Here is a 25,018-nt window from a genome sequence, read left to right on the forward strand (position 1 = left end):
CAGTTCTAAGTCGGGCAAAACTATTGAATAAACACGGCGCACTCAAACTTGAACAAGCTCAAATAATGTCGAATGAAACATCGACCAACATTCAAATTGGACAACGGTATGATTCAGCAACAACTGCGCCTGTTATTTCTTTTGTGGTAAACAACGAAAAGGCCACGTCCCCCGGAAAGGGCGTGGCCATGTCTTACTGCCGGCTTTCAACTTCGCAAGTGTTGACCTGATGTCACGACGAGAGAAGTTATTTACAACTTCCCCCGGCGATCAATAACGGCAAACTCAGACAATCGGCTTTTTACCATACCAACGCGGCGTGTAAACCCAATCCCCACCGGTTGCCCGTGGAAACGTGCACGTGGTCGAAGAACCGATCAATACCATCGTGCGCATGTCCACCTGGTCCACAGTCAACGCGCCCAACGTCGTAGTGCGTAAGGTCTGGCCCGGGCGACCGATGTCACGGCCCAGAACCACCGGGGTTTGCGGCGTGCGGTGCTGTCCGACGATTTCCAGTGCCCGGCCCAGTTGCCACGGACGGGCGCGGGAGATCGGGTTATAAAACGCCAGCGCCAGATCCGCTTCGGCAGCCAGGTCCAGACGTTTCTCGATGATCGACCACGGTTTGAGATTGTCCGATAGCGACATCACGCAGAAGTCATGGCCCAGCGGCGCACCGGCCTGCGCGGCGGTGGCCAGCGAGGCCGAGACACCCGGCAGGATTTCCAGGTCAACGCTGTGCCACGCCGGATCATCGGACTCGTGCAACGCCTCCAGCACCGCCGCCGCCATGGCAAATACGCCCGGGTCGCCGGACGATACAACAATTACCGAACGCCCCTCGGCCGCCAGCCTGAAGGCGTGACGAGCACGCTGCATTTCTTCGCGGTTGTCGGTGCAGTGCTGGATTTGATCATCACGGAAAGGCCCGGCCATGCGCACGTAGGTTTCGTAGCCGAGCACATCGGTGGCGCGGGCCAGTTCGGCTTTTACCGCCGGCACCATCAGTTCGGCAGCGCCGGGACCGAGACCGATCACCGCCACACGCCCACGTGCTCGGCCGATTTGCGCGACGTCCAAAGGCTGTTCGGCAATAGCGATTGCCATGTCGTTGGCAATGACGACCTTCGCCTGTGGCACAGCCGCCAATACCGTCGCCTCGATATCGTTCAATACCGAGACAAAGCGCAACGGCACACCCAATTCCATTGCCGCTTCATGCAGATTCGTCGAGGCCATTTCGGTCTCGGCCGCCAACAGACAGGCCAGCGCCTGCACTGCAAGATTCGCTTGCTGCAACGCCGCGCGGACGACGTTCGGCAAATCCGCCACTTCGGCGCTGACTGCCACCGCGACACTGCGCGGATAAATCAACAACTCATTGGCACACGCCACACGCTCGGCACTGCCGACATGAATCGAGCGCTGCGCCTGCGGATCTTCCGGCAATTGCGCCTGATCCAGCCAGGGCGCCGCGCCTTCGATGCGCACGCTGTGCCCGGCCAACAGATCGGAGACAAATCGCTTGCCCCGTTCCAGATCGCCCAGCGCGTAACCACTCGGTGGGTTGAGCAGGCACGTGCCAAAACGCAACTCGCCGCTGGTGGTGATGGCCGCTGCGACTTGCAGCCCGGCAGCGATGTCCCGCGCCATGACATTTACCCCGCCCAGACCACCAAGCAGCGGCACCACCGCGCTGCCGTCTTCGGCGACGGCCAGTACCGGTGGTTCGGCGCCTTTCTCCAGCAGCAGCGGCGCGAGTGTGCGGATGACAATGCCGGCCGCGCACAGGGCAATGATCGGCGTGTCCTGCTGATACAACGCGCGCAGGTTCGCGCCGAATTCCTGATAGGTGCGATCGGCACCTTCGACGCGCCCGGCGAGGCCGTGAATCTGCGCCGCTGGATAGACCTGCTGAATACGCCGCGCGGTGGCCAGGCTGCCCTGACCGAGAATGACGATGGCTGGGATGGATTGAGTCATCAGCCTTGCCACCGTTCGCCCGGCACAATGATCAGCGAGAAGTACGGCGAGGACATCGGCTCGACCTGATCCATTGGCACAATCTTCTGATTGGCCATGGTTGCGCGCTCGACGTACAGCGCACGTTCGGCCAGACCGAGTTCTTCCAGCACCTGACGCACTTTGGGGAAGTTGCGCCCCAGCTTCATGATCACCGCCGCGTCGGCATCGGCCAGACGTCGCTTCAGCTCTTCATGGGGCAATACGCCGGAGAGCACCGACAGGCTCTGATTGCGATACACCAGCGGCGCGCCCAGCACCGAAGCGCCGCCCAGCATCGAACAAACGCCCGGCACCACTTGCGCTTCGTAACGGCTGGCGAGGCGATCGTGCAGGTACATGTAGGAGCCGTAGAAGAATGGATCGCCTTCGCAGATCACCGCGACGTCGCGCCCGGCATCCAGATGTGCCGCGACGGTTTCGGCAGCCTCATCGTAGAAATCGCTGATCACTTGTTCGTAAGACAATGGCGCCGGCAGCGCTTCGGTGGTCACCGGATAGACCAGCGGCAGCAGATTCTGCGCGTCTTGCAGATGCGCTTCGATGATGCCGAACGCATTGCCCTTTTTGCCTTTGGCGACGAAGTACGCCACCACCGGCGATTCGCGCAGCAGGCGCAGGGCCTTGACGGTAATCAGTTCCGGATCACCGGGGCCGACGCCCAGGCCAATCAAACGTCCTTTGGCCTGCATCATTCGATCTCCGTGGCGAGGGCATTGACGGCCGCAGCGGCCATGGCGCTGCCTCCGAGGCGCCCTTGCATGATCACAAACGGCACGCCCCGGCTGTCGGCGGCCAGTGCGGCTTTCGACTCAGCGGCGCCGACGAAACCGACCGGGAAGCCAAGAATCAAGGCCGGTTTCGGTGCACCGGCGTCGAGCATTTCCAGCAGATAAAACAGTGCGGTCGGCGCATTGCCGATCACCACCACACTGCCCTCAAGGTGCGGACGCCACAGTTCCAGCGCAGCAGCGGAACGGGTGTTGCCCAACTCACGGGCCAATTCCGGCACGCTGTCGTCGCGCAGGGTGCAGATCACCTGGTTGTTGGCCGGCAGGCGTGCGCGGGTCACGCCTTCGGAGACCATCCGCGCGTCACAGAGGATCGGCGCACCGGCGGCCAGCGCATCGCGCCCGGCCTTGCCCGCGCCTTCGGAAAACTGCAGACCGTCGATGGCCTCGACCATGCCGCAGGCGTGGATGACCCGCACCGCGAGTTTTTCCAGATCGGCCGGGATTCGCGCGAGATTGGCCTCGCTGCGAATGATCGCGAAGGAGTTGCGATAGATCTCCTGACCGTCGCGGATGTAATCAAGCATCAAGGGGGCTCCGAGAGCGGGCGGCGAGCAGGGTCGCGGCCGTTTCAATAGTAAGGTTGCGTGCGTGCAGCGTGCCGAAACCCGGCAGCGTGGCATCGCGAAAATAGAGGTCGTAATGACCGCGGCTGACCGCCAGCAAAGTGACTGGCGCACGGTGAGCGGCAGCGCACGAACGCGGGCAACCGGACAGGTGCACGCTGACACCCGAGGGCAGCAGCGGCGCCAGATGGCGCGCATCCTGTTTGGTGTCGGCCAGGCCTTTGCCGCAGCCATTGGCACCGGTGCAGGCGATCAGTTGTGCCAACGGCTCGCCGGAATCGGTCAGCAGGTTCGACTGCTCAAGTGCCTCAAGCACCACAGGTGCATCGGCCGCTTCGACATTCGGCAGCAGCAGACTTTGCCATGGCGTGAACCGCAGGCTGCCGTCACCGTACTGCCGAGCCAGTTGTGCAGCGGCGCGCAACATCGCCGGATCAAGACGCCCGAGCGGCGGCACGGCGCCGACGTACACCCGCCCCGAGGTATGTTGCGGATGAACGCCGATGTGCAGATCCCGCGCAACGGCAGTGCGCTGCCACTGGCTGACCGACTTGATCGGCACGCGCGTGCGCAGGGCGTCGAGAAAGGCCAGCATCGGCAACTCATCGAGCAAATGGCGCATCCGCGTTTGCTCGGGGCGGGCCAGTTGCAGGAACAATTCCAGCACCGCGACCACCAGCGCATGGCCGTTTTCTGCCGCCACGGCGCCGACTGCACGATCCGTCGGGCACCCGGCCAGGCCGAATGCCCACAATCGTTCACCGTCGCGCTCAAACGCCGACAACCACAGGTCATGCGGATGTTCGAGCATCGCCAATGCTTCACCGCCATCGAGTTGCACGGCGAACTTGGCGCTCAACTCATGAAAGCGTGGATGGCTTTGCAAGGTGTCGAGGATCTGCTCGGCCAGTGCGCGGGTGTCGACGCGCATCTGCCGGTCGAAGCCGGCTGCCGGGCTGAGCATCAGGTTGCGCACGTCGTCACCGGCGGCGGTGCGTGGGCCGAGCCCGGCAGCAAGCAAATGCTCGATCAGCGCTGCGGATTGCTCACCGATCCCGCGAATCTGCAGATTGGCGCGGTTGGTCGCTTCGATCGCCCCGCCGAACTGTTCGGCAGCCTCGGCCACCGCGTCAGCCTGATCGGCACTGATCGACCCGCCATTGAGCTTGATCCGGCAGATACCGCCGTCCAGTGCCTGGACGATACGCAGCAACCCCGGACAGGCCGAGGGGCGTAAGGCGGTGGACATCGGGCGTTCGTTCAAGGGGCGGACCGGCTGCGTGGGAAAGGCGCTTCGCGGGCGAAGGCGCGGTATTATGCCTGCTTTGTCCGCTGGCATGAAAAGACTGCCCGTCGGAACGGCGTGTTTAGAGGAATATAGATGTCACCCTGGCTGACGGTAGTGGGAATCGGTGAAGACGGCTTCAAGGGTCTGGGCAAAAACGCCCGGCGTGCCCTGCTGGGCGCCTCGCGGATCGTCGGTGGCCAGCGCCAACTGGATCTGCTGCCGGTGTGTATTCGCGGTGAGCGGCAATTGTGGCCCAGCCCGTTTTCCCTTGCACCGGCGCTTGAGCTGCGCGGCGAAGCGGTCTGCGTGCTGGCCAGTGGTGACCCGATGTTCTACGGCGTCGGTGCGAGCCTCGCCCGCCAGGTGCCAAGCGACGAAATGTTGATTCTGCCCGCACCTTCGTCGTGCTCGCTGGCTGCGGCCCGCCTCGGCTGGCCGTTGCAGGAAGTGGTGACGCTGTCGCTGGTGGCCCGGCCACTGGCGGCACTCACTGCACAACTGTTCAGCGGTGTGCGGCTGTTGTTGCTGAGCAATGACGGTCAGAGTCCGGCGGCTGTTGCGCAATTGCTCCGTGAGCGCGGATTTGGTTCGAGTCGCCTGAGCGTTCTCGAGCATCTCGGCGGTGACGCCGAGCGGCGCATCGACAGCACCGCCAACGCTTGGGACGACGCGCCGATAGCCGACCTCAATGTCATCGCCATCGAGTGCCAGGCCGATAGCGACGCCCCGCGTCTGTCGCGCCTCGCTGGATTGCCAGACTCAGCATTCCAGCACGACGGCCAATTGACCAAGCGCGACGTACGCGCGATCACCCTCGCCCGCCTCGCCCCGACCCCCGGCGAACTGCTCTGGGATGTCGGCGCCGGCAGCGGTTCGATCGGTATCGAGTGGATGCGCGCGCACCCGAGCTGCCGCGCACTGGCCATCGAGGCCGATAATGGCCGTCAGCAATTGATCGAGCACAACCGCGATGCACTGGGCGTGCCCGGCCTGCATCTGATTCGCGGCAAGGCACCGCAGGCATTGGCCGGACTCGAGCGCCCGGATGCGATTTTCATTGGCGGCGGCGTGACCCGTGAAGGCGTCTTCGAAACCTGCTGGGAACAGCTCAAACCCGGTGGCCGACTGGTCGCCAACGCGGTGACCCTGCAAAGCGAAGTGACCCTGATGAGCTGGCGTGAACGTTACGGTGGCGAGCTGACGCGCATTCATGTCGCCCAGGCGCAGCCGCTCGGCGAATTTGACACCTGGCGTCAGGCGTTGCCGATCACCCTGCTCGATCTGGTCAAACCCCTCGATGCGTGACGAAACCGCCGAACAACCCGCGCCCCTGCGCAGCGGCCTGACTACCGGCAGTTGCGCCACCGCCACCAGCCTCGCCGCTGCACGCCTGTTGCTCGGCGGGGTTTCGGCCGATGCGGTGCAGATCGTTTTGCCCAAAGGCAAACAGGTGCAGATGCGTCTGGAGTTCTGTCGTTTGACCGACGACGGTGCCGAGGCCGGGACGATCAAGGATGCCGGTGACGATCCCGACGTGACCCACGGCGCTCTGCTCTATTCGCGGGTACGGCTAATGGCCGAACCGGGGATTCGCTTCAATGCTGGCGTCGGCGTAGGCACCGTGACCCGGCCGGGGCTGGTGCTGGGTGTCGGTGAACCGGCTATCAACCCGGTGCCGCGCAAAATGATCAGCGATCACTTGACGCTGCTCGCCGCCGAGACGGGTTATGCCGGCGGCTTCGACGTCACGGTCAACGTCGAGGGTGGTGAAGCACTGGCGCTGAAAACCATGAACCCACGGCTGGGCATTCTCGGTGGATTATCGATCCTCGGCACCAGCGGCATCGTTCGGCCGTTCTCTTGCGCGGCCTACATTGCCTCGATCCATCAAGGCATCGACGTGGCGAAAACCAACGGTTATTTGCACATCGCCGCCTGCACCGGCAACGCCAGCGAAGACACCATGCGTCGGGTCTACAACCTGCCGGAAATCGCTCTGATCGAAATGGGCGACTTCGTCGGCGCGGTGCTCAAGCATGTGCGCAAAGTGCCTGTGGATAAACTCAGCCTGTGCGGCGGCTTCGGCAAGATCAGCAAACTGGCGGCCGGGCACATGGACCTGCACTCGCGGCATTCGAGTATCGACCTGCCACAACTGGCGGAGTGGGCGGCGGCGATAGGTGCCGATGAGGCGTTGCAGCAAAGCATTCGCGAGGCCAACACCAGCCAGCAGGCGCTGGCCATGGCCAGTGCGGCGGGGGTCGCCCTCGGTGATGAAGTCTGCCGCCATGCGTTGAATTTCGCCCGTAGCGTGGTGCCCGCGCAGGTGCAGGTCGAGGTGTTTGCGATTGATCGCCAGGGCGGGATTGTCGGGCATGCCGGAGGTTTTGCATGAAGCGGATATTGCTGCTCGGCGGCGTGACCGAAGCGTTGGCGATTGCCCGCACGCTCGGGCCAGAACATATCTATAGCCTCGCCGGTGTTGGCCGGGTGCCGACGGATCTGACTTGTCAGGTGCGCGTCGGTGGCTACGGGGGCGCTGAAGGTCTGGCGCAATTCATTCGCGACGAAGGCATCGACCTGCTGCTGGATGCCACGCATCCGTATGCCGCGCAAATCAGCCAGAACGCCGCGACCGCTGCGCGACTGACCGGCATCCCCTGCTGGGCCCTGCGCCGTCCGGCCTGGCAGCCGCAGCCCGGTGATGACTGGCGCGAAGTCAGCGACTGGGCTGAGCTGATCACTGCGCTCAAGCCGTTTCGCCGACCGCTGTTCACCCTCGGCCGCGAACCGCTGCAGCACCTCGATGAAATCCCTCAGGACCAGTTCTGGACCTTGCGCGCCCTCGACGTCTACCCCGGCAACGAACGCTGCGAAGTGATCGGTGCGCGGGGGCCGTTTCTGCTGGAGGATGAGCGCGCACTATTCGAACGGCGGCAGATCGATGTGTTGATCAGCAAGAACAGCGGCAGCACCGCGACCGAGCCGAAGCTGGAAGTGGCGCGCGAACGTGGAGTGCCGGTGATTGTGTTGAAGCGGCCGGGGTTGCCAGAGGTTGATCGGGAATTTCGATCAGCGTCTGAAGTCCTTGAAGCCCTGACGACGTCAGACTTTTCCTGACTTCGAATTTATCCGCGAATTTACCTGCAATTTTTGAGGACGCAGCCGACTGTTTTTCACCACACCCTCCCCCAATACTTCGGTTCCTTTAATCCCGACAAGCAGACAGTCAAGAAAAGCGGCTTGCCAGCTTGTATCCCAAGGAATACGATCCCAACATGATCGCTTTTGAACGATCCCGCATATTTTCAGAATGGCTCGACTCTTTGAAAGACATCAAAGGGAAAGCACGAATCATCTCCAGGATTAAAACAGCCGAACATGGCAACTTCGGCGATTGCGGGTTCGTCGGTGACACTGTTTATGAAATGCGTGTTCATTACGGCCCTGGTTACAGGATGTACTTCACACGCAGAGGCGACGTGATTTATCTGCTACTGATCGGGGGCGACAAATCGACACAAAAGAGAGATATCAAACGCGCCGTGCAAATGGCTCATAACATCGGAAATGAGGAGTAAATCATGACCGAAGAATTCGCCCGTTTTGACGCCGCCGAGTACCTCAAGACTCCCGAGGATATGGCGGCATATCTGGATGCCTGTTTTGACGACGATGAAGGCGATGGCGTTCTGATTCGTGCAGCACTCAATGACATCGCCCGAGCTCAAGGCATGACACAAGTGGCGCGGGATGCAGGTTTGGGCCGCGAAAGTCTTTATAAAGCGCTGAGTAGCACTGGCAATCCCGAATTCGCAACTATCATGAAAGTCATGAAGGCTCTGGGTTTGCGATTGCATGCCGTAACACTGTGAAAGCGCTGCGACACCAAACCGCACGACGCTTTTTTACTTATCGGCCCTGATCAGGCTAAATAGCCGCGCCTGATCGCCCACCCAATGGATCTGTCCCATGAACCGACACCGGCTAGCAATTGCCTGGATCGCCTGCTTTGCAGTGCTGTTCAACATGCTCGCCATGCCGATGACCGGGGCGATGGCGCAGGCGGCCAACTCACCGGCCGAACAGTTGCTCTGGAGCAGTTTCTGCACCGGCAGCGGGACCAAGATGGTGGCGATCAACATCGGCCCCATCGATCAAAAAGCCCCGGCCGACGACACGCATTCGAACATGCAGCATTGCTGGTGCTGCTCAGGCTCGGCGCCATTGGTGGCGCTGCCGGGGCATTCGCCGCAGCTGTATTTCGCCCGCTACGAAAGCAATCGCAGCGTCGCGCCCGCCTCTCTGCAAACACCCACGCCGCGCCAGCAATGGCCAAGTCTCAATCCCCGCGCCTCCCCTCTGGTTTGATTTGTTCGCGCAATTGACCTGCGTTTCAAATCGTTCTGGAGAACTGCCATGTTGAACAAACTCATCGTAATCGCTGCGCTGCTGCTGCCGGCGTGCTTTGCTCATGCCCACGAATACAAGGCCGGCGAGCTGGAAATCGCTCATCCGTGGTCGCAGGAACTGCCGCCGAATGCGCCAACGGTCGCGGCCTATTTCATCATTCACAACGCCGGCAAGACGGACGACCGTCTGCTCAGCGTCGACTCGCCGATTGCCCCCGAAGCGCAACTGCACGAGCACGTGATGCAGGGCGATCTGATGAAGATGCAGCAAGTGCCGAACGTGGCCATTCCGGCCGGCGGCAACGTGACGTTTGCGCCGATGGCCTACCACGTGATGCTGCTCAACCCGAGCGATCGCAGCCTGCTCAGCGATGGCAAACGCTTCCCGCTGACCATGCATTTCGAGAAGGCCGGTGACATCACCGTCGAAGTCTCGGTGCAGAAGAAACCACCGGAAACCACGCAGGCCCACGCGCACGCCCAGTAAGCCTTCCGACAGACTCCGCCCATGCGCCCGCTGAGCGCCAGGCCTTTGCGGCAACGCCGTCAGACTCAAACTCTGACTCGCGGCAGCTGGATCGCCCTGTTCGCCATGTTGATGATCTTCATCGGCCCACTGATTTCTCAGTCGATGCCGATGGATCAACACGCCTCGACTTCCATGCCGATGAGCATGGACATGTCGATGGACATGCCCGGCATGGATCACTCGGGCCACGACGCCAAGCCTTCCGCCGAACACTGCCCGCCGCAATCCTCGCACCACGTGCTGTGGGAAAAATGCGGCTATTGCAGCCTGCTGTTCAATTGCCCGGCACTGACCGGCGGTGGCGATTTCGTCGCCTTCAATATCCCGCCGCTGAACACCTTCACCCCACCCGCCCCACGCCTGGGCCACGCCCGGCAGACCTTTTTCCCCGGCGCGCGCAGCCGCGCCCCGCCCGTTGCAACGTAAACACGCACCTTTGATTGCACACGGTTGAGAAGACAGCTTCAGGCTGCCGGCCGTGTCGTTTACGACTGTTTGATGGAAATTGTCATGTCCAGGTTTGCTGCTGTTTCACGCTCGGGCACTGCCCCGGCGTCCTTCGCTTTGAACGAATCGCGGATTCGTTTCAGGCACGCTAGCGCCGTCCTTTGCGGCGTCCTGCTGTCACCGCTGGTACTGGCCGATGATCACGCCGACCACCAGGAAGAACTGAGCCCGACGGTGATCACCGCAATTGCGCCGAGCTCGCCGCTGACCATCGTCACCAATCCAAAAGACCCGCGCCAACCGGTGCCGGCCAGTGACGGCGGCGATTACCTGAAGACCATTCCGGGCTTCGCGCTGGTACGCAATGGCGGCACCAACGGCGATCCGGTGCTACGCGGCATGTTCGGTTCACGCCTGAACATCCTCACCAACGGCAGCATGATGCTCGGCGCCTGCCCGGGCCGGATGGACGCGCCGACTTCGTACATCTCGCCGGAAACCTACGACAAACTGACTGTAATCAAAGGCCCGCAAACCGTGCTTTGGGGCCCGGGCGCATCAGCAGGTACGGTGCTGTTTGATCGCGAGCCGGAAAGCTTCGGCGAACTCGGCACCCGCGTGAACGCGAGCATTCTCGCCGGCTCCCACGGACGTTTTGACAAGGTCGTCGACGCCGCTGCCGGTGGCCCATTGGGCTACGTGCGCGTGATCGGCAACACCGCGCATTCCGACGATTACCGCGACGGCAACAACGACATCGTCGCCTCGCGCTATGACAAGTGGAACGGTGACGTCGCCGTCGGCTGGACCCCGGATGCCGACACCCTGATCGAACTCTCCGCCGGCAAAGGCGACGGTGAAGCACGCTACGCCGGACGCGGCATGGACGGTTCGCAGTTCCTGCGGGAAAGCCTCGGCCTGCGTTTCGAGAAATCCAACATCACCGACGTGCTGGAGAAACTCGAAGCGCAGGTCTATTACAACTATGCCGACCACGTGATGGACAACTACACCCTGCGCACGCCGTCCGGCACCGGCATGATGGCGGGGCCGATGGCGTCCAATGTCGACCGCCGCACCCTTGGCGCACGGATCAAGGCCACCTGGCGTTGGGCTGATATTCAGTTGATCACCGGCCTCGACGCGCAGACCAACGAGCACCGCCAACGCAGTGGTATGGGCATTGATACCTACAAGGATCAGCCGTACAGCAAGGATGCCGATTTCCATAACTACGGCGTGTTCAGCGAAATGACCTGGTACGCCGCCGACCGTGATCGCCTGATCACTGGCGCCCGCGTCGACCGCGCTTCGGCCAAGGATTATCGACAGACCACTGGCTCGGGAATGATGAGCCGCCCCAACCCGACCGCCGACGCCACCCGCGCCGACACCCTGCCCAGCGGTTTCCTTCGTTACGAGCATGACCTCGCCGACAGCCCGACAACACTGTATGCAGGCCTCGGCCACGCGCAGCGCTTCCCGGATTACTGGGAGCTGTTTTCACCCAAGTCCGGCCCGGCTGGCTCGGTCAATGCGTTCGACTCGATCAAACCGGAAAAGACCACGCAGTTCGACTTTGGCGTGAACTACAAGAGCGCTGAACTTGAAGCCTGGGCTTCCGGATATATCGGCGTGGTCCGCGACTACATCCTCTTCGACTACACGCCGGGGATGATGGGCATGAGCACCTCGCGCGCCGAGAACATCGACGCGCGGATCATGGGCGGTGAACTCGGTGCCGCGTACAGACTCACCGACCACTGGAAAGCCGATGCAACCCTGGCCTACGCCTGGGGCAAGAACAGCAGCGATGGCAAAGCCCTGCCGCAGATGCCGCCGCTGGATGCACGCTTCGGCCTGACCTATACCGAAGACAACTGGAGCGCCGGCGCACTGTGGAGGGTGGTTGCCGCACAAAACCGTATCGATCAAAACAAGGGCAACGTAGTCGGCAAGGATTACGACAAGAGTTCGGGCTTCGGCGTGTTCTCACTCAACGGTGCCTACCGGATCAACAAGAACTGGAAGGTCAGCAGCGGCGTCGACAACCTGTTCGGCAAGGCTTACGCCGAACACCTGAACCTGGCGGGCAACGCCGGTTTCGGCTACCCGGCCAACGACCCGCAAGCGATCAATGAACCGGGGCGCACGCTCTGGACCAAGGTCGACATGAGTTTCTAACACCCACCACCCATGTGGGAGCGAGCCTGCTCGCGAAGGCGTCGTGCCAGACGACATCAACGTTGGATGTGCCGTCCCCTTCGCGAGCAGGCTCGCTCCCACAGGGTTGCAGAACAACTGGAAGATCCAAGCCAAGCGGAGCACACGTGATGAAACAGCCCAAACCGAATTTCTACAACCTGGCCTGGCGTTGGCATTTTTACGCCGGCCTGTTCGTCGCACCGTTCATGGTGATGCTGGCCCTGACCGGCATCATTTACCTGTTCAAACCGCAGCTCGATTCGCTGATGTACAGCAGCCTGCTCAATGTCCCGGCCGGCCATCACACCGTCCCGGCCGATGACCTGCTGCAACGGGTGAAAAGTGCTTATCCACAGGGCCAGGTCAGCCAGTATCTGCCGCCGGTCAACGCCGAACGCAGCGCACAGTTTGTGGTGAAGAATGCGGGGCAGGAACTCAACGTATTCGTCGATCCGTACCACGGCGATATCCTCGGCGAGCAGGATGCCAAGCAGAATCTGCAAGCCATCGCCCGGGCGATTCACGGCGAATTGATGATCGGCACCGTCGGTGACCGTCTCATCGAAATGGCCGCCGGCTGGGGCGTGGTGCTGGTGGTGTCCGGCCTGTTCCTGTGGTGGCCGCGCGGCCAGGCGGCAGGGATTTTGTGGCCACGGCTGAACAGTCGCGGCCGCGTGCTGTGGCGTGACCTGCACGCCGTCACCGGGTTCTGGGGCGCCACGCTGTTGCTGGTAATGTTGCTCAGCGGCATGACCTGGACCGGTTTCTGGGGCAAGCAATATGCCCAGGTGTGGAACGTGTTCCCGGCGGCGATGTGGGACAACGTGCCGACCTCCGACGTCGAGGCGCGAACCCTTAACAGCGCCACGCGCCAGACCGTGCCCTGGGCGATGGAAAACACGCCGATGCCAATGTCCGGCGACCACGCCGAACACATGGCTCACGGTGCCGCCAACGCCGGCCCTGCAGCGCCCACGATCCGCCTGCAAGACGTGCAGAACATTGCCACCGAGCGCAAAGTCGAACCGGGCTACAGCATCACCCTGCCGACCACTGCCACCGGCGTGTTCACCATCGCCGTGTTCGCCGATGACCCGCGCAACGATGCCACCCTGCATGTCGATCAATACACCGGCAAGGTCCTCGCCGATGTGCGTTTCGAGCAGTACGGCACGGTGGCACGCGCCACGGAAATCGGCGTGATGCTCCACGAAGGCAAGATGTTCGGCACTTTCAACCAGATCGTCGTGCTGCTGATCTGCCTGATGATCCTGCTCAGCGCTGTCAGCGGTGTGGTGATCTGGTGGAAGCGTCGGCCACAAGGCAAATTCGGCGTACCGCCGCTGCGCCATGCCCTGCCGAAATGGAAAACCGGCGTGGTGATCATGTTGGCGCTGGCGGTGGTGTTCCCGTTGGTGGGGGCTTCGCTGGTGGGCGTCTGGTTGCTGGATCGATTGCTGCTGTCGCGCTTTGACCGGCAACCCGAATCTGCCTCGACGTAAATCAGACTCAATGTGCAGTGGCCGCCGACGGCGGCACACTCCCGGCCATGTAGCCGCTGGATCGAGCGTTACAACTCGTCCCTGACTCGCGCACCACCCTCCGTTACAGGCTGCTGGCGACGCACTCTCCAGCCGGCGCCCATTCGTCCGGTCTGACGCCAGTAATGCCCTGCAAGCAGCACCCTGAATTCACCCAGTTCCATGAGTTGCGAAACAAACTCGCCCGGGCTTAGCCGGCTGACCCAACGCCCGGCTTCGAAATCCACCGGGCGAGTCAGCAGCAAATCCCTTTCGGCCGGCGAATAAACCGGCGTGTACTTGATCAACACGTGGTTCGGCGTCGAGTAGTAATAATCCTGAATATCGAACCCTTTGTCTTTAAGCACATGTGTGTGCTCATGAACCCGCGCAGGCGCAGCGAAATTGGCTCCGACATCGTCGGTGTCCGGTGCAAGCGTGGTATTGCCCGACAAGTGGAACTGGTGGCTGGCCACGAAAATATAGCCGTTGGGATATCGCGCCACCGGGTTTCGCCAGTTCACCGAAGGATCCTTCGACGAGCGGAACAGGCGTAACAGAGGGTCTTCTTCATAGGCAGACCAGGCTATTGGCTCGAGCGGGACAAATCGACTGCTCGTCAGTCGCGCCAGGATCGCGCCCTCGTAACCGGTTTCGCCGGGAACAGCATCGTCCGTGCGCTGCTGCGCATACCGGGCGGCATCGTCAGAGTGATGAAAGACTGGCCCCAACGCCGGCACCTGATTGTCGCGCCAGCGTTGCTCGCTGGAAGCATCGGTCATACGCGGTTGCCAAAGCTCATCCACTTGACCATGCCGCGACCAGTAATCACTGGTTTCAATGACGTCGACCCGGCCGGCCCTGGCCATCCGCTGCACGTAGTCTGTAAATCTGAACAGACCTTTGGCTATGTCTCGTTCATCAATCGCTGCCTGCTCGCGTGAAACAAACGTATTGGGGCGCAATTCAACCTGCCCGAACTTGTCGTAGAACACACCAGGCTCAAAGGCATGCAATTGCAGTTTCAACAACGCGCCATCGGCACAGGAAATGTAGATCGGTTTGTACCCCTGCGGCGTACTGGCCCGTCGGCAGGCTTGCTGGACATCGTTGGGAGTCAGGAGGAAATGGCGCAAATCATTGGGCCGTGCGCCGAGTGGAGGCAGTGCTGCACGCAGATAAATCGAGTCCAGTGCATAGCCTGAAAGCAGTCGGGCCTGTTCGAATACCCGATCCACGGCCAGTTCAGAGCGTTGCACTTCAACGGGCAGACTGGCGAGGAACAAGCCATCCCGAGCGCGCAGTATGAAACCGAAAGTCTGGGTATCCCTGCTCACCACCACGTCATGAACATACCGCGCGGCAGCGTCTGCCTGAATGAACACCGGACTGCACAGCGGGGCGCTTGTCGCCCTGGTGTAATCCATTACGGGCTGCAGATCCGCAGAATAATTAACCCAATGACTCACCTGGCGCGGCAAGCCCCAGATGTCACTGCCGATGACAACCTGCAAGTAACCCGCCTTCGCCAGCGCGTCGACCCATTCACTCGGTTTCAGTTTTGCGCTACGTATGCGCTGCTTGATCGCATCACCATCCAGGGAGGCAGGCACCGTTTTGTAATCCGTCAGAACGGCCACCAGGTCGCCTCGCACGCGCTCCCATATTCCCGGCTGATAGCGAATCAACGAACCGTCAGGTCCGAACAGGTATTCATCCCATGTCCTCGCCGGCTTGCGGGTGAAGGCCGAATACACGGTGTCAACCGACAGCATGTTGAGGTAAATCTGCTTTTCAACACGAGAAAGAATGACCGACAGTTCCCTCGCCACTCTGGATCGATAACGCGCCGTGATGCTGCAGCCGGCAGGAAACAATCCGGCGGTTTTCGCTTCATCCGGAAAGATCTCGGTGATGTCGAAATCCTCTCGCGAAACCTCGATGGGCGTCGTGGCTACATAGAGGTTGTCTGGCCTTCGCACAATCACGCCGCCGAAAACCTTGTCGCTGAGACGGGGCAATACCGATCTGGCAAATGCCGCCGCATCATCAGCGCGTTGAAATGCGGGGCCGAGCCATCGACGTTCCAGATTCGCGTACGGCTGCCACGTTGGCGTGACCTGTCCCGAGCGATCCCAACACACACTCGTGCGCACCACCGAGAGTTCACCGCTGGCGGCGACTTCATGGATGAAGTCAGTCGGCAGCCACTCTCCGGAAGCGAGGCCTTGTTTGATCTGGTCAAGCGTTGCCCGGGACGTGTCATGGTGGAACAGCTTGCTGGCCGTGCTTCTTGCGTACTTCAGCAGAGCACCGTCCCGGGCGGCGAGATAAAACGCTGCGGGCGACGACGCGATGACAGGCCGACGGTGACCGTAGTACATCGCGGCGGTCAGATTGTCTGGTGATATGAAATACTGCCCCAGCCAGTCCTCGGGGCTGCTCGATGGTGCTCTTATTCGCTGATGCACATAAAAGCTCCCATACATCCCGAAGCCTTCCGGGTACTGGTGCCAGGGTGCCGACCGTCGAGACGCAAACACGGAGTCCAGGCGAAACGGATCGCTGTCCCGAGCGCTGACGGGAAACAGTTCAGTGCCAATGTATTCTTCCCGGTCCTCGTGCTTGAGGATGAATCCGAACCAGGCTCGGCGCTCATCATGCAGGCGGCTGTCGCGAGCAAACAGATGCTCTGCCGCTGCGTCCGCCGAGGAATAGACCGCACCGTACATGACGAACTCCGGCCGCTTCCATGGCAAAGGCCAAAGCGATATCGGCCGGGGCGAAGTGGATGAGGGAAACGGCGGTAGCTTTGGTTCGGCCCCCGAGGGCGTGGGCAGCGTCGGAAAAGGAGTCATCGGTTCAGTTGTTGTCGCCTCCGCCGATGCCGGCATGCTCCAGCCCGGGACTATTTGTCCGCGATAGCCCCACAACTCGTTATCGAGCAGGTTGAACAACTCACCGGCCGCCACCTGCTCCCTGATGAAGTCTTGCGGGCGTTTGCTACCCTTGTCCAGCTCCAGCGCCAATGGACCGGGGTGCAAGCGTGTTCCCAGGCGTCTTGCCAGATCCTTCGAAGCCAGGGTTGCATAAGATGCGAATCTGACCAGGCTGTCCTTGGCAGCGGAGCAATACAGAACGGTCTCATCAAGCAATACCTGCCGGATCTCCTCGACACTCAACATCTGCAGGCTGAGCAATGCCTCCTCAAACGTCCACTGCCGGAAATCGATATTGACCGGTTCCAGCCGCGAGAGCGCTACATGGGAGACATAACGGGCATGCAACACGTGGTTGTCGGGAAAAACCGCACGCCCTCGATTATCCCGAGGATAAAGCTGCCCCTGGTCAAGCGCAGCGATGTCCCCTTCCAGCGGCTCGGTGACCACAAAGCGTTTGTCGCTGCGCTGAAACACATAGCCTGCGCACTGTCGGTCACGGCGAATGCCGACTTGTTCGTGGGCATACCGAACAGCGTCATCGGCGGATAAAAACGCCTGACTCAATGGCGGCCAGGGGAAGTCCGCGAAAGGCGCCCACGCCAGGTCCAGCCTCCCCAAATGCGCCCATAGCGCGCTGCCCCGCACAACCTCGAGCCGGCCAGCCAATATCAGCATCGAGACAAATTCCCGTGGCTGCAATGCCCCGTTCAACAGTCTGGATTGCACCCCGGCATCGTTGATCGCCCCGTCGGAATGCTCGATGCTCAGTGCGCTTTCAATCTCACTGCCGCTGAAGCTGTACTTCAACATGGAGGCATCTTGCGCCAGCATGTACAGCGACAAAGGCCGGCGGACCGCAGACAGCTTTCTGCTCCGGCCCTGACAGGCAATGGCCAAAGCTATCTCCTGCGGCGTGAAGAAATTCTCGTAAAGCCACGATTGAGCAGGAGGAAACTGCGAAGGATCCGGGCGTGATGCGTAGTAGAAGCCTTCCAGCTCATAGCCGTTGGGCAACTGCAGTTGACCATCAACATCCGCCGCAAAGATCTTCGCAGGATCCCATGATGCCAGCCCGGCCGGCCGCGCATGCGTCGCTACATACTCCTCGCCGGCAGTCTTTTTCAGCAGCAGCCCCCACGTTTGCGCGCCTCTGGACTTCAGTGCAGCGAGAACGGCACGTTCAGCACTGGCACAGACGCGGGTCATCAGCGGTAACCCGGTCACCCTGCCTTTGTTAAACGGCTGGCCGGCTTTCCAGTCCGGCGGCACTTGACCAACGGAATGCCCCCAGTCTGCGTGCGAAACAATGACTTTCAGTTCACCCACGGACGCAAGTCTGTTGATGATGCTCATGACGTCATAAGTCCCCACCGGATTACCCGACGGCGAACCGGCCTTGCGCCAGAGGTAGTAACTGAACTCCTCTTTCGAGCCACTCGGCGAATATTTGAGCAAGGTTCCATCGGGTCCGGACAGATACGCACTGCGAAAAAAGTCCTTCGCTGCCACAGCCGCGACGAAATCCAGATCGGAGAAACAATTGATGAACAGCCTTATCAGCCTTTCTTCCTGACGCGGGTTGGCTTTGCGAACTTCCTCGTACAGAGGCGCATGGCAATGCAGGTTCGCCACGCATTTATAGCCACGAGGGTGCACATAGTGGCCTGCGGCATCGACTTCGATGATGGTACCGAAATCGAAGCGTGTGACTTTCCCCGGGATGGGTGAGGTTGCGACGAATCGCCCATCCGGGCGAAGCAGGATCACGCTGCCATATTCCCTGTCCGTCTTCAGAGGTATCCGGTTATGGACCCAATAGGCTGCATCCTCCTCCGTGAGGAACGCGGGACTCAGGGAAGGCATCCTGAATTTGCGGGAAGGTATTCCAGTGCGGCCGGTCTGACCTGACACGTCATTCATCATAAGCATCCTGCGAAAAAGAATCGGATAACGATCGAATGAGTGTGGTCCTGCTGGCCTGCGGGCCCGTGGTACATGTTTATCGTTTATGTATCCTCATCTGCCAACACAGACGCGCCCCAATCTGGCGCACCTCGACGCACCAACGCCCGCACCCTGTGCCTTACTGGTGCGCGCTACTGCTGTGCAACCGCTCTAACACGACATTTTCCTGCCCGATCCCGACCGGGCACAGCCCTTGCAAAACACCCTTCAGTCGTCCGCATCTGCCAACCAAAAAAACTTCAAACGTTCATGGAGATCGCACAATGAAGCGTCGCAGTTTGATCAAGGCTTTCACACTCACGGCATCGATTGCCGCGATGGGCATGACCTGGACTGTCCAGGCCGCCGAGACCATCAAGGTCGGGATTCTGCATTCGTTGTCCGGCACCATGGCGATCTCCGAAACGTCGCTCAAAGACATGGCGCTGATGACCATCGACGAGATCAACGCCAAGGGCGGTGTGAACGGCAAGATGCTTGAACCGGTTGTCGTTGATCCAGCGTCGAACTGGCCGCTGTTCGCCGAAAAGGGTCGGCAGTTGCTGACGCAAGACAAGGTGGCCGTGGTGTTCGGTTGCTGGACTTCCGTATCGCGTAAATCGGTGCTGCCGGTGTTCGAAGAACTCAACGGCCTGCTGTTCTATCCGGTGCAATACGAAGGCGAAGAGATGTCGCCGAACGTCTTCTACACCGGCGCCGCGCCGAACCAGCAAGCGATCCCGGCGGTTGAATATCTGATGAGTGAAGAAGGCGGCAGCGCCAAGCGCTACTTCCTGCTCGGCACCGACTATGTCTACCCGCGCACCACCAACAAGATCCTGCGCTCGTTCCTGCACTCCAAAGGCGTGGCCGACAAGGACATCGAAGAGGTCTACACACCGTTCGGTCATAGCGACTATCAGACCATTGTTGCCAACATCAAAAAATTCTCCGCCGGTGGCAAGACTGCGGTCATCTCGACCGTCAACGGCGACTCCAACGTGCCGTTCTACAAAGAGCTGGCCAACCAGGGCCTGAAAGCCACCGACGTACCGGTTGTGGCGTTCTCGGTCGGCGAAGAAGAACTGCGCGGCATCGACACCAAACCGCTGGTGGGCAACCTCGCGGCATGGAACTACTTCGAGTCGGTTGAAAACCCGCAGAACCAGAAATTCGTCGCTGACTGGAAAGCCTACGCGAAGAAACACAATCTGCCGGGCGCCGACAAAGCGGTGACCAACGACCCGATGGAAGCAACTTATGTCGGCATCCACATGTGGGCGCAGGCAGTGGAGAAAGCCAAATCCACCGACGTCGACAAAGTTCGCGAAGCCCTCGCCGGGCAGACGTTTGCTGCGCCATCGGGCTACACGCTGACCATGGACAAGACCAACCACCACCTGCACAAACCGGTGATGATCGGCGAGATTCAGGCTGATGGTCAGTTCAACGTGGTGTGGCAGACCGAAGGGCCGATTCGCGCGCAACCGTGGAGCCCGTTCATTCAGGGCAACGACAAGAAGCCGGATTATGCGGTGAAGAGCAACTGATTCTGACTTGGGTTTTGTGGTGGGGCGGAGATCTTTTCCCCCTCACCCCAGCCCTCTCCCCCAAGGGGTAGAGGGGGAAAGGGAGCAGATCTCTATGGCTTTCAGAACTTGAGTTCGACGCAGGAATGTCAGGTCGGTGCTGGATGACCTGACAACTCGGTCAGTCCCCTCTCCCTCTGGGAGAGGGGTAAAGGGAGCAGATCTCTATGGCTTTCAGAACCTGAGTTCGACGCAGGAATGTCAGGTCGGTGCTGGATGACCTGACAACTCGGTCAGTCCCCTCTCCCTCTGGGAGAGGGCTAAAGGGAGCAGATCTCTATGGCTTTCAGAACCTGAGTTCGACGCAGGAATGTCAGGTCGGTGCTGGATGACCTGACAACTCGGTCAGTCCCCTCTCCCTCTGGGAGAGGGTTAGGGTGAGGGGCGGATTCACAGCCGGACACCGCTCCATCGGCCACCGCAAGAAAGGAAACTCCACTAATGCCCACTGCCATACACCGCTTTCTCATAGCCATCGCCCTGTTGCTGCCAATGCTGGCCCATGCCGGCGATGCCGAAGACTTCGTCGCGGCCAATCCTGTGCAGCAAGCCAAACTGCTGGAAACCTGGGCCGCGCAGCCCGATCCGGCCCGTATCGAACTGATCAACGCCCTGCAACAAGGCGAACTGACCATCGATGGCCAACCGAAAACCCTGCGCCTGAACAATCGCCTGCGGGGTCTGATCGACACCGCCATGGCCAGCCACCAATTGCTCGCCGCCGACGCCAAAATCCGTCTGACTGCCGCGCAGCAATTGCAGAAAAGCGCGAAACCCGCGCAGCTGAAATTCCTCGACCAGCAACTGGCTGGCGAAAAAGATGAAAGCGTCCATGCCGCCCTGAGCCTGGCGCTGGCCAATCTGCAACTGGTCGATACCGATCCGGCCGTGCGCCTCGCCGCAGTACGCCTGCTCGGTGAAACCGGTGATCCGCTGGCACGCACGCGCCTCGAAGGCCTGCTCGAACCCGGCGTCGAGAGCGATGCCGGCGTACGCACCGCCGCTGAAACCAGCCTCGCCCAAGTCAAACGCAAACTGCTGATCGGCGAAGTGCTCGGTCAGGCGTTCAGCGGCATGTCGCTTGGTTCGATTCTGCTGCTCGCCGCACTCGGTCTGGCGATCACCTTCGGCCTGCTCGGCGTGATCAACATGGCCCACGGCGAGATGCTGATGCTCGGCGCCTACTCGACCTACGTGGTGCAGCTGATGTTCCAGCGCTACGCACCGCAGGCCATCGAGTTCTATCCGCTGATCGCCCTGCCGGTGGCGTTTTTTGTCACGGCGGCGATCGGCATGGCGCTGGAACGCACGGTGATTCGCCACCTCTACGGCCGCCCACTGGAAACCTTGCTCGCCACCTGGGGCATCAGCCTGATGCTGATTCAGCTTGTACGTTTGTTGTTCGGTGCGCAGAACGTTGAAGTCGCCAACCCGGCGTGGCTGTCCGGCGGGATTCAAGTGCTGCCGAATCTGGTGTTGCCGTACAACCGCATCGTCATCATTGCGTTCGCCTTGTTTGTGGTAGTGCTGACCTGGCTGCTGCTGAACAAAACGCGTCTGGGCCTCAACGTTCGCGCCGTCACCCAGAACCGCAACATGGCCGCCTGCTGCGGCGTGCCGACCGGGCGCGTCGACATGCTCGCCTTCGGCCTCGGCTCGGGCATCGCCGGCCTCGGTGGTGTGGCGCTGAGCCAGATCGGTAACGTCGGCCCGGACCTCGGCCAGAGCTACATCATCGACTCGTTCCTGGTGGTGGTGCTCGGCGGCGTCGGCCAGTTGGCCGGTAGCGTACTCGCGGCCTTCGGCCTGGGCATCGCCAACAAGATTCTCGAACCGCAGATCGGTGCGGTGCTCGGCAAGATCCTGATCCTCGCGCTGATCATTCTGTTTATCCAGAAACGTCCGCAAGGCCTCTTCGCACTGAAAGGACGGGTGATCGACTGATGAACCAGCCTCTGTTAGTCACGGCCACACAAAAGGCCGGGCCGAAAGTCACGATTGCAGTCGGCGCGGTGATTCTTGCGCTGCTGATCGCCCTGCCGCTGCTGTCGTTGTTGCCAGCGGAAAATGCCCTGTCGGTGTCGGCGTACACGCTGACGCTGATCGGCAAAATCCTCTGCTACGCCATCGTCGCCCTCGCGCTGGATCTGGTCTGGGGCTACGCCGGTTTGCTGTCGCTGGGCCACGGTCTGTTTTTTGCCCTCGGCGGTTATGCGATGGGCATGTACCTGATGCGTCAGGCCGCCGGTGATGGCTTGCCGGCGTTCATGACCTTCCTGTCGTGGAGCGAATTGCCTTGGTACTGGACCGGTACCAGCAGCTTCCTCTGGGCGATGTGTCTGGTGGTGTTGGCCCCGGGTTTGCTGGCGCTGGTGTTCGGTTTCTTCGCCTTCCGTTCGCGGATCAAAGGCGTGTATTTCTCGATCATGACCCAGGCCCTGACCTTCGCCGGCATGCTCCTGTTTTTCCGCAACGAGACCGGCTTCGGCGGCAACAACGGCTTTACCAATTTCCGCACCATCCTCGGTTTTGGCATCACTGAACCGGGCACTCGCGCGGTGTTGTTTCTGGCCACGGTGTTGTTGCTGGTGGCCAGTCTGTTCATCGGCTGGCGCCTGGCGCAGAGCAAGTTCGGTCGGGTGTTGACAGCGTTGCGCGATGCGGAAAACCGCTTGATGTTCTGCGGCTACGACCCGCGCGGGTTCAAGTTGTTCGTGTGGGTGTTGAGTGCGGTGTTGTGTGGTCTGGCCGGGGCGTTGTATGTGCCGCAAGTAGGCATCATCAACCCGAGCGAGATGTCGCCGACCAATTCAATTGAAGCAGCGGTGTGGGTGGCCCTCGGCGGTCGCGGCACGCTGATCGGCCCACTGCTCGGCGCCGGTGTGGTCAACGGCATGAAGAGCTGGTTCACCGTGGCGTTCCCGGAATACTGGCTGTTCTTCCTCGGCGCGCTGTTCATCGTCGTGACGCTGTACCTGCCCAAAGGCGTGATCGGTCTGCTGAAGAAACGAGGTGAACAATGAGAGTCACGGCGAGCGCGGAATTCATGTTGGAACCGGCCTTCTTTCCCGTCGAACCGAACAAGGACGCCGGCACCAGCCGCGATTCGATCGGCCTCGGCCAGCGCGTCGGTCCGGGCCTCGACACCCGTCACGGCACGATCCTCACACTGGAAGACATCAGCGTCAGCTTCGATGGCTTTCGCGCACTGAACAATCTCAATCTGTACATCGGCGTCGGCGAATTGCGCTGCATCATCGGCCCCAACGGCGCGGGCAAAACCACGCTGATGGACGTGATCACCGGCAAGACTCGCCCCAGTCACGGTAAGGCCTGGTTCGGTGAAACCCTCGACCTGACGCAGATGAGCGAAGTGCAGATCGCCCAGGCCGGTATAGGCCGCAAGTTTCAGAAGCCGACGGTGTTCGAAGCGCTGAGCGTGTTTGAAAACCTGGAGCTGGCGCAGAAGACCGACAAGTCGGTGTGGGCCAGTTTGCGTGCGCGCCTCAGTGGCGAGCAGAAAGACCGGATCAGCGAAGTGCTGGAGACGATTCGCCTGACCACCTCGGTCAATCGTCAGGCCGGGTTGTTGTCCCACGGGCAGAAGCAGTTTCTCGAGATCGGCATGTTGTTGATGCAGGACCCGCAATTACTCCTGCTCGATGAGCCGGTTGCGGGCATGACTGATGCGGAAACCGAGTTCACTGCTGAATTGTTCAAGAGCCTGGCGGGCAAGCATTCGCTGATGGTGGTCGAGCATGACATGGGCTTTGTCGGCTCGATTGCCGACCATGTGACGGTGTTACACCAAGGCAGCGTTTTGGCCGAAGGCTCGCTTGAGCAAGTGCAGGAAAACGAGCGCGTGATCGAGGTTTACCTCGGCCGCTAAGGTTTGCGAATACAAAACCTGTGGGAGCGAGCCTGCTCGCGAAAGCGGTGCATCAGGCGACGAATATGCTGAATGTTACTCCGCATTCGCGAGCAGGCTCGCTCCCACAGGGTTCTGTGTGCAACAGAAGGAATTTGGACATGCTGCAAGTCGACAAGCTGCACCAGTACTACGGCGGTAGCCACATCCTCCGTGGCCTCTCGTTCGACGTGAAAATCGGCGAAGTCACCTGCCTGCTCGGGCGCAACGGCGTCGGCAAAACCACCCTGCTCAAATGCCTGATGGGCCTGCTGCCGGCCAAAGAAGGCGTGGTGAATTGGGAAGGCAAACCGATCACCACCTTCAAGCCGCACCAGCGCGTTCACGCCGGTATTGCTTACGTGCCGCAAGGCCGGGAAATCTTCGGACGACTGACCGTGGAAGAAAATCTGTTGATGGGTTTGTCGCGCTTCCCCGGCAGCGAAGCCAAAGAGGTACCAGGTTTCATCTACGAACTGTTCCCGGTGCTGCTACAAATGAAGCAGCGTCGCGGCGGTGACCTCTCCGGCGGTCAGCAGCAACAGCTTGCGATTGGCCGCGCTTTGGCCAGTCGTCCACGTTTGCTGATCCTCGACGAGCCCACCGAAGGCATTCAGCCGTCGGTGATCAAGGAAATCGGCGCGGTGATCAAGCAACTTGCGGCGCGCGGCGACATGGCGATTCTGCTGGTCGAGCAGTTCTACGATTTCGCCGCGGAACTGGCCGATCAGTATCTGGTGATGTCCCGGGGCGAGATCGTCCAGCAGGGGCGCGGTGAAAATATGGAGGCCGAAGGTGTGCGCGGGCTGGTAACGATCTAGTACAACGAACTAATCTGTAGCTTCCTAACGAT

20 protein-coding genes are annotated in these 25,018 nt (G+C 60.9%); 15 read left to right on the forward strand and 5 right to left on the reverse strand.

The window, feature by feature from the left end:
- Positions 1-285: 285 nt before the first annotated feature.
- From cobJ to cobG, 4 genes are read right to left on the reverse strand one after another with little or no spacing between them, the layout of a single operon-like run.
- Positions 286-1,986: a precorrin-3B C(17)-methyltransferase gene (gene cobJ / locus ACOYXJ_RS06220; protein WP_460368484.1), complete on the reverse strand. Its 1,701-nt coding sequence runs from the start codon at positions 1,984-1,986 to the stop codon at positions 286-288.
- On the reverse strand, positions 1,986-2,720 hold the full coding sequence (locus ACOYXJ_RS06225) for a precorrin-2 C(20)-methyltransferase (protein WP_371850966.1): 735 nt from the start codon (positions 2,718-2,720) through the stop codon (positions 1,986-1,988). Before ACOYXJ_RS06225 ends, cobJ begins: the two co-directional genes overlap by 1 nt.
- Entirely contained in the window at positions 2,717-3,343 is a 627-nt protein-coding gene (locus ACOYXJ_RS06230) for a precorrin-8X methylmutase (protein ID WP_102899398.1), read from the reverse strand. The genes ACOYXJ_RS06225 and ACOYXJ_RS06230 overlap by 4 nt, the downstream gene beginning before the upstream one ends.
- Positions 3,336-4,631: a precorrin-3B synthase gene (cobG, locus tag ACOYXJ_RS06235; protein ID WP_460368486.1), complete on the reverse strand. Its 1,296-nt coding sequence runs from the start codon at positions 4,629-4,631 to the stop codon at positions 3,336-3,338. Before cobG ends, ACOYXJ_RS06230 begins: the two co-directional genes overlap by 8 nt.
- Before the next feature lie 132 nt (positions 4,632-4,763).
- On the opposite strand from cobG, the gene cbiE reads away from it, so the two are divergent.
- From cbiE to ACOYXJ_RS06285, 10 genes are all read left to right on the forward strand, one after another.
- Positions 4,764-5,975 carry a precorrin-6y C5,15-methyltransferase (decarboxylating) subunit CbiE gene (cbiE, locus tag ACOYXJ_RS06240; protein WP_460368489.1) on the forward strand — a complete coding sequence of 404 codons (1,212 nt, stop codon included), beginning with the start codon at positions 4,764-4,766 and terminating at the stop codon, positions 5,973-5,975.
- A complete protein-coding gene (locus ACOYXJ_RS06245) occupies positions 5,968-7,065 on the forward strand; it encodes a cobalt-precorrin-5B (C(1))-methyltransferase (protein ID WP_460368491.1) in 1,098 nt (365 codons plus the stop codon). The genes cbiE and ACOYXJ_RS06245 overlap by 8 nt, the downstream gene beginning before the upstream one ends.
- Entirely contained in the window at positions 7,062-7,790 is a 729-nt protein-coding gene (locus ACOYXJ_RS06250) for a cobalt-precorrin-6A reductase (protein WP_460368493.1), read from the forward strand. The genes ACOYXJ_RS06245 and ACOYXJ_RS06250 overlap by 4 nt, the downstream gene beginning before the upstream one ends.
- 158 nt (positions 7,791-7,948) lie before the next feature.
- Positions 7,949-8,251, forward strand: coding sequence for a type II toxin-antitoxin system RelE/ParE family toxin (locus ACOYXJ_RS06255; RefSeq protein WP_150795264.1), 303 nt, complete (start codon positions 7,949-7,951; stop codon positions 8,249-8,251).
- A 3-nt stretch (positions 8,252-8,254) separates the two neighbouring features.
- On the forward strand, positions 8,255-8,545 hold the full coding sequence (locus ACOYXJ_RS06260; RefSeq protein WP_007914567.1) for an addiction module antidote protein: 291 nt from the start codon (positions 8,255-8,257) through the stop codon (positions 8,543-8,545).
- Between the two features lie 97 nt (positions 8,546-8,642).
- The gene (locus tag ACOYXJ_RS06265; protein ID WP_460368496.1) at positions 8,643-9,041 is read left to right on the forward strand and encodes a DUF2946 domain-containing protein; all 399 of its coding nucleotides are present in this window, start codon (positions 8,643-8,645) and stop codon (positions 9,039-9,041) included.
- A 48-nt stretch (positions 9,042-9,089) separates the two neighbouring features.
- Entirely contained in the window at positions 9,090-9,569 is a 480-nt protein-coding gene (locus ACOYXJ_RS06270) for a copper chaperone PCu(A)C (protein WP_460368498.1), read from the forward strand.
- Between the two features lie 21 nt (positions 9,570-9,590).
- Positions 9,591-10,037, forward strand: coding sequence for a DUF2946 domain-containing protein (locus tag ACOYXJ_RS06275; protein ID WP_460368500.1), 447 nt, complete (start codon positions 9,591-9,593; stop codon positions 10,035-10,037).
- Between the two features lie 84 nt (positions 10,038-10,121).
- On the forward strand, positions 10,122-12,242 hold the full coding sequence (locus tag ACOYXJ_RS06280; protein WP_460368502.1) for a TonB-dependent copper receptor: 2,121 nt from the start codon (positions 10,122-10,124) through the stop codon (positions 12,240-12,242).
- Between the two features lie 149 nt (positions 12,243-12,391).
- Positions 12,392-13,765: a PepSY-associated TM helix domain-containing protein gene (locus tag ACOYXJ_RS06285; RefSeq protein WP_460368504.1), complete on the forward strand. Its 1,374-nt coding sequence runs from the start codon at positions 12,392-12,394 to the stop codon at positions 13,763-13,765.
- A gap of 68 nt (positions 13,766-13,833) precedes the next feature.
- Here the strand turns inward: ACOYXJ_RS06285 and ACOYXJ_RS06290 are convergent, their stop codons facing one another.
- On the reverse strand, positions 13,834-18,645 hold the full coding sequence (locus ACOYXJ_RS06290) for a DUF4329 domain-containing protein (RefSeq protein WP_460368506.1): 4,812 nt from the start codon (positions 18,643-18,645) through the stop codon (positions 13,834-13,836).
- A gap of 308 nt (positions 18,646-18,953) precedes the next feature.
- On the opposite strand from ACOYXJ_RS06290, the gene urtA reads away from it, so the two are divergent.
- The 5 genes from urtA to urtE all read left to right on the forward strand — a co-directional run bounded on the left by urtA (position 18,954) and on the right by urtE (position 24,986).
- Positions 18,954-20,219, forward strand: a complete 1,266-nt coding sequence (urtA, locus tag ACOYXJ_RS06295; RefSeq protein WP_095188277.1) for an urea ABC transporter substrate-binding protein — start codon at positions 18,954-18,956, stop codon at positions 20,217-20,219.
- Positions 20,220-20,699: 480 nt separating this feature from the next.
- Positions 20,700-22,202 (forward strand): urea ABC transporter permease subunit UrtB, encoded by a 1,503-nt coding sequence (gene urtB / locus ACOYXJ_RS06300; RefSeq protein ID WP_460368508.1) that lies wholly within the window; start codon positions 20,700-20,702, stop codon positions 22,200-22,202.
- Entirely contained in the window at positions 22,202-23,281 is a 1,080-nt protein-coding gene (urtC, locus tag ACOYXJ_RS06305) for an urea ABC transporter permease subunit UrtC (RefSeq protein ID WP_460368510.1), read from the forward strand. Before urtB ends, urtC begins: the two co-directional genes overlap by 1 nt.
- Positions 23,278-24,147 (forward strand): urea ABC transporter ATP-binding protein UrtD, encoded by an 870-nt coding sequence (gene urtD / locus ACOYXJ_RS06310; RefSeq protein ID WP_007918913.1) that lies wholly within the window; start codon positions 23,278-23,280, stop codon positions 24,145-24,147. Before urtC ends, urtD begins: the two co-directional genes overlap by 4 nt.
- 140 nt (positions 24,148-24,287) lie before the next feature.
- Positions 24,288-24,986 carry an urea ABC transporter ATP-binding subunit UrtE gene (gene urtE, locus ACOYXJ_RS06315; RefSeq protein WP_460368512.1) on the forward strand — a complete coding sequence of 233 codons (699 nt, stop codon included), beginning with the start codon at positions 24,288-24,290 and terminating at the stop codon, positions 24,984-24,986.
- Positions 24,987-25,018: the final 32 nt, after the last annotated feature.

Source organism: Pseudomonas sp. Tul2A7 (assembly GCF_054790505.1).